We start from the raw sequence: 12,997 nt of genomic DNA, 5'->3' as shown, positions 1-12,997 counted from the left end.
AGGGGCGAGCCCCCGCACCCCCGAAGCGCCCTTCGGGCTCCCCCAGAGGGGGTACCCCCAGTCCTCAAACTCCCCCAGAGGGGGCACCCCCAACCGGCTGGATCAGCCGGTTGGGGGTGCCCCCTCTGGGGGAGTTTGAGGACGAGCGGCGAAGCCGCGATCACGGGGGGCTGGGGGCGAAGCCCCCAGGAAACGGCGAAGGGGCGGGACAGGGGCACCCCCACCGCCGCACTCAGTGCGGCGCCCCCCGCCACCCGGCAACCGGCAGAGCGAACTTCGCCACCAACCGATCAGTAAACGAAGCGTGATGCAGCCGCGCCAACCGCACCGGCACGGCCCCCCGCCGCACCTCCACCCGAGCCCCCGCCGGCAGCTCCACACTCCGCCGCCCGTCACACCACAGCACCCCGTTGGGCGTCTGCGGCTGCACCTCCACCGCCAGCACCGAATCCGGCGCCGTCACCAGCGGTTTGGCGAACAGCGCGTGAGCGCTGATCGGCACCATGAGCAACGCCTCGACCTCGGGCCACACCACAGGCCCCCCGGCCGAGAAGGCATAGGCGGTGGACCCGGTCGGAGTGGCACACACCACCCCGTCCCCGCCGAACCGCGAGACAGGCCGTCCGTCCACCTCGGTGACGACTTCGAGCAGCCGCTCCCGCGCCGCCTTCTCCACGGACGCCTCGTTGAGCGCCCAGTCGGCGTGGACGACGTGCCCGTCCGTCCGCACGAGCACGTCGAGGGTCATCCGCTCCTCGACCTCGTACTCCCGTGTCACGACCCGGTCCACGACCTTGTCGAGGTCGTCCCGTTCGGCCTCGGCGAGGAAGCCGACCCGGCCCAGGTTGACGCCCAGCATGGGCACCCCGGAACTGCGGGCGAACTCGGCGCCGCGCAGCAGTGTCCCGTCGCCGCCGAGGACGACGATGAGCTCACACCCGTCCAGCACGTCCGGCCGCTCCGGACCGGTCTCGACGCGTTCGACGGAGGGCGGCAGCGGCAGGTCGGCGGCCTCCTCGGCGAGGACCCGCACCCCGATGCCGCAGCGCAGCAGCCCTTGGACGACGAGCTCGGCACTGCGCACGGCGGCCGGCCGGCCGGTGTGCGCGAGCAGGAAGACCGTCCGGCCGTCCCCCCGACCCGTCCCGGATGTCTCCGATGTCGCTTCTGTAGTGGTCACCGAGGCCCCTCCGCCACTGCACGGTCAACGTCCGCCGGGTCCAGTTCGGGCGCACCGGCGCGCAGCCACAGAAAGTACTCGACGTTGCCGGAGGGACCGGGCAGCGGGCTGGCGGTGACGCCGAGAACGCCGAGGCCCAGTCCGGCCGCGCGGCGGGCGACCTCGCGCACCGCCTCGGCGCGCAGCTCGGGGCTGCGGACGACACCGCCGCTGCCGAGCCGCTCCTTGCCGACCTCGAACTGCGGCTTGACCATCATCACCAGGTCGGCGCCGGGCGCGGTGCAGCCCACCAGGGCGGGCAGGACCAGTCCCAGCGGGATGAACGACAGGTCGCCGACGACCAGGTCGACGAGTTCCCCGCCGAGCTGCTCGGGCGTCAGCTCGCGGACGTTGGTGCGGTCCATCACGGTGACCCGCTCGTCGCTCTGCAGCGACCAGGCGAGCTGCCCGTAACCGACGTCGACGGCGACGACGTGCGCGGCGCCCGCGCGCAGCAGGACGTCGGTGAAACCACCGGTCGAGGCCCCGGCGTCGAGCGCGCGCCGCCCTTCGACGACCAGCCCGCGCGGGACGAACGCGGCGAGCGCGCCGGCGAGCTTGTGGCCGCCGCGCGAGACGTAGTCGGGGTCGCTGTCGTCCTGGGTGACGACGAGCGCGGCGCCGGTCTCGACCTGGGTGGCGGGTTTGGTCGCCGTCGCGCCGCCGACGGTCACACGGCCCGCGGCGATCAACTGGCTCGCGTGCTCGCGGGAACGGGCCAGCTTGCGGCGCACCAGCTCGGCGTCGAGGCGGCGGCGGGTCACTCCCACGGGCGGTTCAGCTCCTGTTGTCGTTCGGACGCGTGGGGACCGGCGGTCGGTCGGGGCGCTCGTCGAGGGCGGCGAGCGCGGACCGCAGGCCCTGGTGTACATCCTCGTACACGGCCAGGTGACCGTCCGCGGCGAGGTGGTCGGCGTCCGCGAGCCGGGCCAGGTGGACGTCCACGCCGGGGTGCCCGGTGGGGGTGCGGTCGACACCGAGCGGCCGCGGCCCGGCGGGCTCCACCGCCTCCCGGACCGCCTCGCTCTCCCCGGCCCCCCGGGTCTCCTCCGTCGTCACCCCGCCGGTCACGGCCTCGTCGGTCACGGCCTCTTCGCTCATGCCCCCGACGCTACCCCGCCCCGGCCGCTTCTCCGGTCTTCGCCTCCGCGCGGTGTACCGTCCAGGGCAATGGCGACCATCGAGGAGTGCCGCAGCGCACTGGACAGACTGGCGGGGAACCTCGCGGGCGCGGACGAGAGGCTCCGCGGCGCCGCGATGCTCGACCGTTCGCTGAGCTGCCACGTGACCGACCTGGACGTCACCTTCGTGGGGCATCTGCGCGAGGGTCACCTCAAGGAGGTGCGGGCGGTGCCGGGTGTGCCCGAGCGGCGGGCCGAGATCGGGCTGGAGATGACCGGCGACGACCTGGTCGCCCTGGTCGACGGCCGGCTGAACTTCGCGCGCGCCTGGGCGAGCGGCCGGGTGAGGCTCAAGGCCGGTCTGGTCGACGTCCTCAGGCTGCGCTCGGTCCTGTAGCCGCGGCCACGGCCTCGGTCCCGCTCCCGGCCTCCTCCGCGACAGCCGCCACACCCGACGCATCCGCCGCACTCGTCACGCCGGCCGTACCGGGTTCCTTCCGCCCCCGGCGCGCCTGCCGGGCGGCCGGTACGACGAGGGGCGTGCCGGTCTGCGGGTCGTCGATGATCTGGCAGCTCAGCCCGAAGACCCGCTCCACCAGCTCGGACGTGACGATGTCGTTGGGCGCGCCCTCGGCGACGACCTTCCCGTCCCGCATGGCGATCAGGTGGGTGGCGTAGCGAGCGGCGTGGTTGAGGTCGTGCAGGACGGCGACGAGCGTACGGCCCTGCTCCTCGTGCAGTTCGGCGCAGAGGTCGAGGACCTCGATCTGGTGCTGGATGTCGAGGTAGGTGGTCGGCTCGTCCAGGAGCAGCAGCGGGGTCCGCTGGGCGAGGGCCATGGCGATCCACACGCGCTGCCGCTGGCCGCCGGAGAGTTCGTCGACGTGCCGGTCGGCGAGCCCGGCGACCCGGGTGGCCTCCATCGACTCCCAAACGATCCGCTCGTCCTCGGCCGACCACTGGCGCAGCAGCCCCTGGTGCGGGTACCGGCCGCGGGCGACGAGGTCGGCGACGGTGATCCCGTCGGGCGCCACGGACGACTGCGGCAGCAGGCCGAGGGTCCGCGCCACCTTCTTGGCCGGGTACGAGCCGATGGCCTGGCCGTCCAGGAGCACGGCCCCGGCCGCCGGCTTGAGCATCCGGGAGAGGGCGCGCAGCAGCGTGGACTTGCCGCAGGCGTTGGGACCGACGATGACGGTGAAGGAGTGGTCGGGGATCGCGACGGAGAGGTCTTCCGCGATGACCCGCCGGTCATAGGCGAGGGTGACGGATTCGGCCTGCAGTCGGCTCATGGGGTGGTCTCCTTGTCCGTACGTGTTCGTGTGCGCCGTCGCGTGTCCCGGCCGGCCTCCGGCCCGCCGCCGTCGTCCTCGTCTTCCACCGTCATCCTCGTCCCCCGCCACCGTCCCGCTCCCGCCACCGTCCGGCTCCCGCCGCCGTCCCGTCCCGGCCCGTCATCCCCGCCCCGCCCGCCGCTCCGCGTGCAGCAGCCACAGCAGGTAGCAGCCGCCGAGCATGCCGGTGAGGACGCCGACGGGCAGTCGGTCGGCGCCGAAGAGGTGCTGCGACGCCCAGTCGGCGGTGACGAGCAGGGCCGCGCCGGTGCAGGCGGCGGCGGTGAGGCAGGGGCCCGGGGAGCCGGTGAGGCGGCGGGCGACCTGAGGAGCGGAGAGGGCGACGAAGGCGATGGGCCCGGCGGCGGCCGTGGCCGCGGCCGTCAGCAGCACGGCCGCGGCCAGCGAGACCAGCCGCGTCCGCTCGACCGGCACGCCGAGCGCGTACGCCGTGTCGTCACCCATCTCCAGCATGCGCAAGGCGCGGCCCTGGCTGAGGATGACGGGCACCAGCACGGCGCAGACGGCGAGCAGCGGCCACACCTGGTCCCAGTCGCGCCCGTTGAGGGAGCCGACCATCCACGTCGTGGCGCGCGTGGCGTCGTTGAGGTCCGCCTGCGTCAGCAGATAGCCGACGACGGACGTGAGGATGGCGGTCATGGCGATGCCGACCAGGACGAACCGCTGCCCGTGCACGCCCTTCTGCCACGCGAGCAGGTAGATGGCCGCACCGGCGAGCAGCCCGCCGGCCAGCGCCCCGCCGGAGACGGCGGTCGGCGTGCCCTGGGACAGGACGATGACCGACAGCGCCCCGACGGTCGACCCCTGGGCGATGCCGAGCACGTCCGGGCTGCCCAGCGGGTTGCGGGAGACGGACTGGAAGACCGCGCCGGCCACTGCCAGCGCCGCGCCGACGAGCAGGGCGACGAGGACGCGGGGCAGCCGCAGGTCGTCGACGATGAACTCCTGCGCGGGGGTGCCGCCGCCGGTCAGCGTACGGACGACCTCGGCGGGCGACAGCGGGTAGTCGCCGGTGCCGATCAGGGCGACGGACGCGGCCAGCGCGGCGGCGGCCAGGAGCAGCACGACGAGCACCGCGCGGGGCGCGACCCGCACGGACAGCCCGCCGGGGGTACGGACGACGTTCGCCGTCCTCGGTCGTCCGGGAGCGGCCCGGCGTCGCGCGCTCACAGCCCGGCCGTTCGCCGGCGCCGGATGAGGCGGATGAACAGGGGCCCGCCGACGAGCGCGGTGACGATGCCGACCTGGAGTTCGGAGGGGCGGGCGACGATCCGCCCGAGGATGTCCGTGCCGAGCAGCAGCACGGGCGCGAGGAGCGCCGCGTAGGGCAGCACCCAGCGCAGGTCGGGCCCGGTGAAGGAGCGGACCATGTGGGGCACCATCAGCCCCACGAAGACGATGGGCCCGCAGGCGGCCGTCGCCGCGCCGCACAGCAGGGTGACGGCGGCCAGGCCGAGCACCCGGGTGACGGCCGGCCGGGTGCCGAGCGCCCGCGCCTGGTCGTCGCCGAGTGACATGGCGTTGAGCGGCCGGGCCAGGACGAGGGCGAGCACGATGCCCGCGGCGACGAACGGCGCGACCTGCCCGACGAGCGTCGCGTTGGCGGACGCCAGCGAGCCGACCGTCCAGAACCGCATCCGGTCCAGCGCGGCCGAGTCCGTCAGTTCCACCGCGTACACATAGCCGTTGAGGACGGCGGTGACGGCGGTGCCCGCGAGGGCGAGCCGGACCGGGGTGGCGCTCCGGCTGCCGCCGAGCACGTGGACGACGACGGAGACGACGGCCGCGCCGAGGAACGCGAACCACACGTAGCCGGTGAGCGAGGTGACGCCGAGGAAGCTGATGCCGGACACGACGGCCGCGGCGGCCCCCGCGCTGATGCCGAACAGCCCGGGATCGGCGAGCGGGTTGCGGGTCAGGGCCTGCATGACGGTCCCGGCGAGGCCGAGCGCGGCCCCGGCGAGGACGCCCAGCAGGGTGCGGGGGACGCGCAGGTCCCGGACGACGACGTCCGTCTCGCTCCCGGTGTAGTGGAACAGCCCGTGCCAGACCTGGTCCGGGGCAACCTGCTTGGCGCCGACGGCGATCGACGCCACGACGACGGCCAGCAGGAGGCCGGCGGCGGCCGGCAGCCCCAGGGCGCGCACGGCGTCGCGGCGGGGCGGGGCCTCGGGGGAGGTGCCCGGTGGTACGTGGGGGGAGTCGACGGCCAACACGTGGGTTAGGTTAGCCTACCCTCAACATCGCCCCTCACCGAGAGAAGCACCACCCCATGAGCTCGACCCGCACCACCGTACTGTCCCGACGTGGCCTCCTCTCGGCCGGTGGCGCCCTCGGGCTGGGCGCCCTGCTCACCGCGTGCGGCGGCGGCTCCAAGGACTCCTCCGGTTCCCCGTCGGCCAACCACTCCGGCAAGAGCGGCCCTTGGACCTTCAAGGACGACCGCGGCACCACCGTCAAGGCCGACCGCACCCCCCGGCGCATCGTCGCCTTCACCGGCACGGCCGCCGCCCTCCACGACTTCGGTGTCGAGTGCGTCGGCGTCTTCGGCCCGACCACGCTGAAGAACGGCAAGCCCGACCCGCAGGCCGGCGACCTCGACGTCGCCAAGGTGAAGGTGCTCGGCAACACCTGGGGCGAGTTCAGCGTGGAGAAGTACGCGAGCCTCGACCCGGATCTCCTGGTCACCAACATGTTCGAGCCGGGCGCCCTCTGGTACGTGCCCGACGACAGCAAGGACAAGATCCTCGGCCTGGCCCCCAGCGTCGGCCTCACCTCCGCCCGCGTCTCCATGCTCAAGCCCATCGAGCGCTACGCCGAACTGGCCGCCTCCCTCGGCGCCGACCTCAAGGCGAAGAAGGTCACCGACGCCAAGGCCCGCTTCGAGAAGGCCGCCGAGACCCTGCGCCGGACCGCCAAGTCCCACCGGATCAAGGTCATGGCCGCCTCCGGCAGCGCCGACCTCTTCTACGTCTCCAACCCGGCCGTCAACGCCGACCTGATGTACTTCCGCGAGCTCGGCGTGGACTTCGTCGTCCCCCGGAAGCTCGACAAGGGCGGCTACTTCGAGAGCCTCAGTTGGGAGAACGCCGACAAGTACGAGGCCGACCTGATCCTCCTGGACAGCCGCACCTCCGCCCTCCAGCCCAAGGACCTTTCCGCCAAGCCCACCTGGGCCAAGCTCCCCGCCGTCGAGGCCGGCCAGGTCAGCCCCTGGCTCAGCGAGCCCCGCTTCTCCTACGCGGGTTGCGCACCGCTCCTGGAATCCCTCACCACCGCCATCGAGAAGGCGAAGAAGCTGTGACCGGTCCCGCCCTCCCCTACGGCTTCTTCGACGTCCACGTCCTGCGCACCGAGCGGATCGGCACCGCCCTGATCCGCGTCACCTTCGGCGGCGACCGCCTCGGCGACCTCGTCACCGACGGCCGCGACCAGCGCTTCAAGCTCTTCCTGCCGCGCCCCGGCCAGGACGCGCCGCTCCTCCCGGAGCCCCTGGACGAGGGCTGGTACGCCCGCTGGCGAGCCCAGGACCCGGCGGAACGGGCCGTCATGCGCACCTACACGATCCGTACCCTCCGCCCCCTCCCGGACGGCACGACGGAACTGGATGTCGACTTCGTCCAGCACGGCGACGCCGCCCACAGCGGCCCCGCCTCCCTCTGGTCCCGCACCGCCCGCCCGGGCGACCGCGCCGCGATCCTCGCCCCGGTCGTGCACGACAACGGCGGCGCCGACTACCGCCCGCCGCCCGGCACCGACTGGACCCTGATCACCGCCGACGAGTCCGCCCTCCCGGCGGTGGCCGGCATCCTCGCGTGGCTGCCGCCCAACCTGCCGGCCCGGGTCTGGATCGAGGTCCCCCACGAGGACGACATCCAGCCCCTGCCGACGGCCGCGAACGCCGACATCACCTGGCTGATCCGCGACACCGACACCCCGCTCACCGAAGCCGTCCGCACGGCCGGCCTCCCCACCGGCACCCCCTACGCCTGGCTGGCAGGCGAGGCGGGCACGATCCGCACCCTCCGCCGCCACCTGGTCAACGACCGGGGCATCGACCGCAAGCGGATCACGTTCACGGGCTACTGGCGCCGGGGGAAGACGGAGGAACAACTCCTGGACGAACTGGCCTGACATGTTCAGCCTGTCCGGCGTTTGAGGGCAGACGGCGAAGCCGTTTCCCGGGGCCCGGGGCGAAGCCCCGGGAAACGGCGAAAGGGAGGGACCGGAGGGACCGGGGCACCTCTACCAGCCCAAGCGGCCCAGCGCACCCCCCGCGTCCGCACCACAGACGCCCTCCCCGGCATCCGCCCACGCCGCGGCGCACAACGCCCGCAGCCCGTCGATGCGCTCCCCCTCACCGTCGAGGACGAACACCCCGTCCCGCACGGCGGCGGTCCACCCCCCACACCGGAATCCCCCGTCTCCCTCGGAGACGGAGGGCTGCCCCTCCAACAGCCCCCGCAGATCCTCGGCGACATAAGTGGCCCGATGCTCCGGCCGGGCGGCCAGTACCTCAGCGGCCGTGGTCACCCCGGTCAGCACCAGCAACGAGTCGACACCCCCCGCGAACGCCCCCTCGATGTCCGTATCGAGCCGGTCCCCGACCACAAGCGGCCGCTCGGCCCCCGTCCGCAACACCGTCTCCCGGTGCATCGGAGGCAACGGCTTCCCCGCCACCTGCGGCGTCCGGCCCGTAGCGATCTTCACGACCTCCACGGCCGCGCCGTTCCCCGGCGCGATCCCCCGCCCGCTCGGGATCGTCAGATCCGTGTTGGACGCGAACCAGGGCAGCCCACGCGCCACCGCGTACGACGCCTCCATCAGCCGCGACCACGGCATGTCGGGCCCGCCGTACCCCTGAGCGACGGCCGCCGGATCGTCATCGACCGACTCCACCGGCACCAGCCCACGCTCGCGCAACGCCACCCGCAGCCCTTCGGCACCGATCACCAGCACCCGAGACCCGGCCGGAAGCTGTTCCGCTATCAGCCGGGACACCGCCTGCGCGGAGTTGATCACATCCCCCGGCTCGGCGGGGATCCCGAGCTCGGTCAGGTGTCCCGCCACCGTCTCGGGCGTCCGGGCCGCGTTGTTCGTCACGTACGCCAGGTGCATCCCGCCCTTCCGCGCCGCCTCCAGCGACGCGACGGCGTGCGGGATGGCCTCGCCACCGGCGTAGACCACGCCGTCGAGATCCAGCAGGGCGGTGTCATAGGCCTCGCTCAGCGGTCGCTCGCTGCCGGCGGGCCGGGTCCGGACGCTCTCGTTCATACGGAGTTCGCTCCTTGTGCTGTTCGTCTCTGTCTCGATCATTGCTCATCCGACCAGGAGGCATAACATTTACTGATGAGCAATCCGGATCCCGCGGGGCACGGCCTCCGACTCGCCCCCTTCCGAGGTCTGCGCTACGTACCCGAACGGGTGGGCAGCCTCGCGGCCGTGACCTCGCCACCGTACGACGTCGTCGTGCGGCCGGACGGGCTGCGCCACCTGGAGACCGCCGATCCGCACAACATCGTCCGGCTGATCCTCCCGCAGGCCGCCACGGCCGCCGACCGGCACCGCAGGGCCGCCGACACCCTCCGCCGCTGGCAGGAGGAGCGCATCCTGGCCCCGGACCCGGAGCCCGCGCTCTACGTCTACGAGCAGCGCGGCGACGGCATACTCCAGCGCGGCCTCATCGGCGCCCTGCGTCTCACACCCCGCGAGGAAGGCGTCGTCCTCCCCCACGAGGACGTCATGCCGCACGTCGTCGAGGACCGCGCCGCCCTGATGCGGGACACCGGAGCCAACCTGGAACCGCTGCTCTTCGCCTACCGGAGCGACGGCACCGCCACCGGCGCCGCCGCCGTCATCGAACGCGTCACCGGCACCGCGCCCCTCCTCTCCACCACGACCGACGACGGCTTCGCCCACCGCCTCTGGTCCGTCACGGACCCCGAGGACCTGACCCGCATCGGGGACGACCTCTCGCACCACCGGGCCCTGATCGCCGACGGACACCACCGCTGGGCCACCTACCAGCGGCTGCGTGCCGAACAGCCGGCGCCGGGCCCCTGGGACTTCGGCCTCGTCCTGCTCGTGGACACCGCCCGCTACCCGCTGCGGGTCAGGGCGATCCACCGCCTCCTGCACCGCCTGCCGGTCACGGACGCGCTGGCCGCCGTGGCGGGCGCCTTCCGCGTCCGCGCCCTGGACGTCACGCTGCCGGCGGCTCTCGAGGCGCTGGCCGAGGCGACGGCGGCCGACGAGCACGGCAACGCCTTCCTGCTCGCCGGCGACGGCCGCTACCACCTCCTGGACCGCCCGGACCCGGACCTGCTGGCCCGTACGGTCCCCGCCGACCGCCCGCGGGCATGGCGCGAGCTCGACGCCACCGTGCTGCACTCGGTGCTGCTGGAGCACGTGTGGCGGGTCAGCGACGATCCCGAGCACATCGGCTACATCCACGACACGGCCGCGGCCGTCGAACAGGCGGAGCGCCACGGCGGCACGGCCGTCCTCATGCACCCCGTCCGCGAGGAGGTGGTCCACGAGCTCGCCGCCCAGGGCGTGACGATGCCCCGCAAGTCGACCTCCTTCGGCCCCAAGCCGGCGACGGGCCTGGTCCTGCGCAGCCTCACCCTGGACTGAGCCGACGGCTCGGACCGAACCGGCGGCGAACGCGAAACGGCGGTGGGGTGGAACCCGTACGGGTTCCACCCCACCGCCGTTCGCACGAGCGGCTCAGCGCATCAGCGCGCGTCGCCACCCTCGACGGACCCCTCGCCGGCCTTCTCGGCCGACTCGGCCTTCTCGGCGGCGTCGGCCTTCTCAGCCGACTCGGCCTTTTCGGCGGCGTCGGCCTTCTCAGCCGACTCGGCCTTCTCGGTCGCCTGAGCCTTCTCGGCAGCCTTCTCCACCGGCGCCTCGGAGCCACCCTCGGCCACCTCGGCACCGGCTTCCTCGGCCACGTCGCCCGCCTCGGCCTCGTCGGTCTCAGGGGCCTCGTCGGTCTCAGGGGCCTCGTCGGTCTCGTCGGCGGCCTCGATCACCGCGTCCTCGGCGTCCTTGGTGTCCTCCGCCTCCTCGACGTCCGCCAGGACGTCGGTGAACTCGACACCGTCGAGCTCGGCGAGCCGGTCGGAGGCGTTGGTCGTGCCACCCTGATCGGCCTCGAGGGCCTTGGCGAACCACTCGCGCGCCTCGGCCTCGCGACCGACGTCGAGCAGCGCGTCGGCGTAGGCGTACCGCAGCCGGGCCGTCCAGGGCTGGACGGAGTTCGAGGCCAGCTCGGGGCTCTGCAGCGTCACGACGGCGGCCTCGGCCTGCCCCATGTCCTTGCGGGCACCGGCGGCCACCAGGCGCATCTCCACCTGGCCGGCCTTGTCGAGCTTCTGCACCTCGGGCTCACCGGCCATGGCCAGCGCCCGCTCCGGACGGCCCATGCCGCGCTCGCAGTCCGCCATCACGGGCCACAGCTCGACGGAACCGGTCATCCGGCGCGCCGCCCGGAACTCGGCCAGCGCCTCGGAGTAGCGGGCGGTCGCGTACGACGCGAAGCCGGCCGCCTCACGGACGGCGGCGACGCGGGAGGCGAGCCGCAGGGCGACCCGGGAGTAGCCGTACGCCCCCTCCGCGTCCTCGTCGAGCAGCCTGGCCACCATGACGAGGTTGCGGGCGACGTCCTCGGCGAGCGTCTTCGGCAGGCTCATGAGCTCCTGCCGCACGTCCGCGTCGATCTCGTCGCCGGTCACGTCGTCGGGGATGGGCAGCCGCTTCACCGGCTCCCGCTCGACGCGGTCACGGTCCCGGTCGTCACGGCGCCCGAAGCCACCGCGCCCACGGTCGTCACGCCCCCGGTAGCCACCGCCGCCCTGCCGGTCACGGTCCCGGTCGTCCCGACGCCCGTACCCACCGCCGGCGGGCCGGCCGCCACGGTCGTCACGGCGGAACCCGCCACGGTCGTCGTCCCGACGGGGACCACGGTCATCGCGGCGGTCGTCACGACGGTCATCACGGCGGTCATCACGGCGGAAGGCCGGACGCTCGTCACGACGGAACCCACCGCGGTCGTCATCACGACGCGGACCCCGGTCGTCACGGCGGTCGTCGCGGCGGAAGGCCGGACGCTCGTCACGACGGAAGCCGCCCCGGTCGTCGTCGCGACGCGGGCCGCGGTCATCACGACGGTCGTCACGGCGGAAAGCCGGACGCTCATCGCGACGGAAACCGCCACGGTCGTCATCCCGACGCGGGCCGCGGTCATCACGGCGGTCATCGCGCCGGTCGTCACGGCGGAAAGCCGGACGCTCGTCACGACGGAACCCACCGCGGTCGTCGTCCCGGCGGGGGCCACGGTCGTCACGGCGGTCATCACGGCGGTACGAGGGCCGGTCGGCGTCACGACGCTCGTCACGGCGGAAACCGCCGCGGTCGTCGTCGCGACGCGGGCCGCGGTCATCGCGCCGGTCGTCACGGCGGAAAGCCGGACGCTCATCGCGACGGAAGCCGCCACGGTCGTCGTCGCGACGGGGACCGCGGTCATCGCGGCGGTCATCACGACGGTAGGAAGGCCGGTCGGCGTCACGACGCTCGTCACGGCGGAAACCGCCGCGGTCGTCGTCGCGGCGGCCGTAACCGCCACCGCCGCCGGGACCGGAAGGCCGGCCGCCACGGTCGTCACGGCCACCACGGTAACCACCGCGGTCGTCGTCCCGGCGGGGGCCACGGTCATCACGACGGTCGTCACGGCGGAAGGCCGGACGCTCGTCACGACGGAAGCCGCCACGGTCGTCATCACGACGGGGACCACGGTCGTCACGACGGTCATCCCGACGGAAACCGCCGCGGTCGTCGTCGCGGCGGCCGTAACCGCCACCGCCGCCGGAACCGGAAGGCCGGCCGCCACCGCCGCCGGGGCCGGAAGGCCGGCCGCCACGGTCGTCGCGACCACCGCGGTGGCCGCCGCGGTCGTCATCACGTCGGCCGTAGCCGCCGCCGGAGGGACGACCGCCACGGTCGTCACGGCGGAAGCCGCCCCGCGGCCCGCCGTGGCGGTCGCCGCCCGAACGGTCGTCGGGAGAGTTGGTGGACATCGACGTGACTCCTGTCTTGAGGTACCGCAGTCATTCTCGCGCAGCCGCCCGGCGGTCGCGCTTCGACAAAAACAAAAGGACCCTTGGTCCCAGCGTGAACGCTGGGACCAAGGGTCCTTGAAATATTGTTCGGCGGCGTCCTACTCTCCCACACGGTCCCCCATGCAGTACCATCGGCGCTGAAAGGCTTAGCTTCCGGGTTCGGAATGTAACCGGGCGTTT

13 protein-coding genes and 1 rRNA gene are annotated in these 12,997 nt (G+C 73.5%); 4 read left to right on the top strand and 10 right to left on the bottom strand.

Features of this window, described 5'->3' with window-relative positions; genetic code table 11:
- Window positions 1-232: 232 nt before the first annotated feature.
- From ACZ6X9_RS16390 to ACZ6X9_RS16380, 3 genes are read right to left on the bottom strand one after another with little or no spacing between them, the layout of a single operon-like run.
- A complete protein-coding gene (locus ACZ6X9_RS16390) occupies window positions 233-1,180 on the bottom strand; it encodes an NAD kinase (RefSeq protein ID WP_469778682.1) in 948 nt (315 codons plus the stop codon).
- Window positions 1,177-1,983 carry a TlyA family RNA methyltransferase gene (locus ACZ6X9_RS16385; RefSeq protein WP_469779166.1) on the bottom strand — a complete coding sequence of 269 codons (807 nt, stop codon included), beginning with the start codon at window positions 1,981-1,983 and terminating at the stop codon, window positions 1,177-1,179. Before ACZ6X9_RS16385 ends, ACZ6X9_RS16390 begins: the two co-directional genes overlap by 4 nt.
- Window positions 1,984-1,996: 13 nt before the next feature.
- The gene (locus ACZ6X9_RS16380; RefSeq protein ID WP_469778681.1) at window positions 1,997-2,320 is read right to left on the bottom strand and encodes a hypothetical protein; all 324 of its coding nucleotides are present in this window, start codon (window positions 2,318-2,320) and stop codon (window positions 1,997-1,999) included.
- A gap of 69 nt (window positions 2,321-2,389) precedes the next feature.
- On the opposite strand from ACZ6X9_RS16380, the gene ACZ6X9_RS16375 reads away from it, so the two are divergent.
- Window positions 2,390-2,737, top strand: a complete 348-nt coding sequence (locus ACZ6X9_RS16375; RefSeq protein ID WP_469778680.1) for a sterol-binding protein — start codon at window positions 2,390-2,392, stop codon at window positions 2,735-2,737.
- Here the strand turns inward: ACZ6X9_RS16375 and ACZ6X9_RS16370 are convergent.
- The 3 genes from ACZ6X9_RS16370 to ACZ6X9_RS16360 form a co-directional block, all read right to left on the bottom strand.
- Window positions 2,715-3,632: an ABC transporter ATP-binding protein gene (locus ACZ6X9_RS16370; protein ID WP_469778679.1), complete on the bottom strand. Its 918-nt coding sequence runs from the start codon at window positions 3,630-3,632 to the stop codon at window positions 2,715-2,717. The genes ACZ6X9_RS16375 and ACZ6X9_RS16370 overlap by 23 nt on opposite strands.
- Before the next feature lie 162 nt (window positions 3,633-3,794).
- Entirely contained in the window at window positions 3,795-4,865 is a 1,071-nt protein-coding gene (locus tag ACZ6X9_RS16365; protein WP_469778678.1) for a FecCD family ABC transporter permease, read from the bottom strand.
- On the bottom strand, window positions 4,862-5,908 hold the full coding sequence (locus ACZ6X9_RS16360; RefSeq protein ID WP_469779165.1) for a FecCD family ABC transporter permease: 1,047 nt from the start codon (window positions 5,906-5,908) through the stop codon (window positions 4,862-4,864). Before ACZ6X9_RS16360 ends, ACZ6X9_RS16365 begins: the two co-directional genes overlap by 4 nt.
- Window positions 5,909-5,967: 59 nt before the next feature.
- Between ACZ6X9_RS16360 and ACZ6X9_RS16355 the strand changes: the two genes are divergently transcribed.
- Both ACZ6X9_RS16355 and ACZ6X9_RS16350 read left to right on the top strand, forming a co-directional pair.
- Complete coding sequence (locus ACZ6X9_RS16355; RefSeq protein ID WP_469778677.1) at window positions 5,968-6,999, top strand: ABC transporter substrate-binding protein; 1,032 nt, start codon at window positions 5,968-5,970, stop codon at window positions 6,997-6,999.
- Window positions 6,996-7,829, top strand: a complete 834-nt coding sequence (locus ACZ6X9_RS16350; protein ID WP_469778676.1) for a siderophore-interacting protein — start codon at window positions 6,996-6,998, stop codon at window positions 7,827-7,829. The genes ACZ6X9_RS16355 and ACZ6X9_RS16350 overlap by 4 nt, the downstream gene beginning before the upstream one ends.
- Before the next feature lie 111 nt (window positions 7,830-7,940).
- Here ACZ6X9_RS16350 and ACZ6X9_RS16345 read toward each other — a convergent pair whose 3' ends face one another.
- Window positions 7,941-8,969 carry an HAD-IIA family hydrolase gene (locus tag ACZ6X9_RS16345; RefSeq protein ID WP_469778675.1) on the bottom strand — a complete coding sequence of 343 codons (1,029 nt, stop codon included), beginning with the start codon at window positions 8,967-8,969 and terminating at the stop codon, window positions 7,941-7,943.
- A 75-nt stretch (window positions 8,970-9,044) separates the two neighbouring features.
- On the opposite strand from ACZ6X9_RS16345, the gene ACZ6X9_RS16340 reads away from it, so the two are divergent.
- Window positions 9,045-10,331, top strand: a complete 1,287-nt coding sequence (locus tag ACZ6X9_RS16340; RefSeq protein WP_469778674.1) for a DUF1015 family protein — start codon at window positions 9,045-9,047, stop codon at window positions 10,329-10,331.
- A gap of 101 nt (window positions 10,332-10,432) precedes the next feature.
- Here the strand turns inward: ACZ6X9_RS16340 and ACZ6X9_RS16335 are convergent, their stop codons facing one another.
- The 3 genes from ACZ6X9_RS16335 to rrf all read right to left on the bottom strand — a co-directional run.
- Window positions 10,433-11,407 (bottom strand): tetratricopeptide repeat protein, encoded by a 975-nt coding sequence (locus ACZ6X9_RS16335; protein WP_469779164.1) that lies wholly within the window; start codon window positions 11,405-11,407, stop codon window positions 10,433-10,435.
- A gap of 50 nt (window positions 11,408-11,457) precedes the next feature.
- Entirely contained in the window at window positions 11,458-12,657 is a 1,200-nt protein-coding gene (locus ACZ6X9_RS16330; RefSeq protein WP_469778673.1) for a hypothetical protein, read from the bottom strand.
- Between the two features lie 245 nt (window positions 12,658-12,902).
- Window positions 12,903-12,997, bottom strand: a 5S ribosomal RNA gene (rrf, locus tag ACZ6X9_RS16325); the annotation flags it as partial.

The organism is Streptomyces sp. NPDC052910 (assembly GCF_055585605.1).
The sequence above is the reverse complement of the archived record's forward strand: the minus strand, read 5'-3'. Positions and strand labels throughout refer to the sequence as shown.

Bases quoted from the DNA above. Each gene is read 5' to 3' on its own strand.
- ACZ6X9_RS16380 (WP_469778681.1), bottom strand. From the start codon at position 2,320: ATGAGCGAAGAGGCCGTGACCGACGAGGCCGTGACCGGCGGGGTGACG.
- ACZ6X9_RS16375 (WP_469778680.1), top strand. From the start codon at position 2,390: ATGGCGACCATCGAGGAGTGCCGCAGCGCACTGGACAGACTGGCGGGG.
- ACZ6X9_RS16370 (WP_469778679.1), bottom strand. From the start codon at position 3,632: ATGAGCCGACTGCAGGCCGAATCCGTCACCCTCGCCTATGACCGGCGG.
- ACZ6X9_RS16355 (WP_469778677.1), top strand. From the start codon at position 5,968: ATGAGCTCGACCCGCACCACCGTACTGTCCCGACGTGGCCTCCTCTCG.
- ACZ6X9_RS16345 (WP_469778675.1), bottom strand. From the start codon at position 8,969: ATGAACGAGAGCGTCCGGACCCGGCCCGCCGGCAGCGAGCGACCGCTG.
- ACZ6X9_RS16340 (WP_469778674.1), top strand. From the start codon at position 9,045: ATGAGCAATCCGGATCCCGCGGGGCACGGCCTCCGACTCGCCCCCTTC.
- ACZ6X9_RS16330 (WP_469778673.1), bottom strand. From the start codon at position 12,657: ATGACGACCGCGGCGGCCACCGCGGTGGTCGCGACGACCGTGGCGGCC.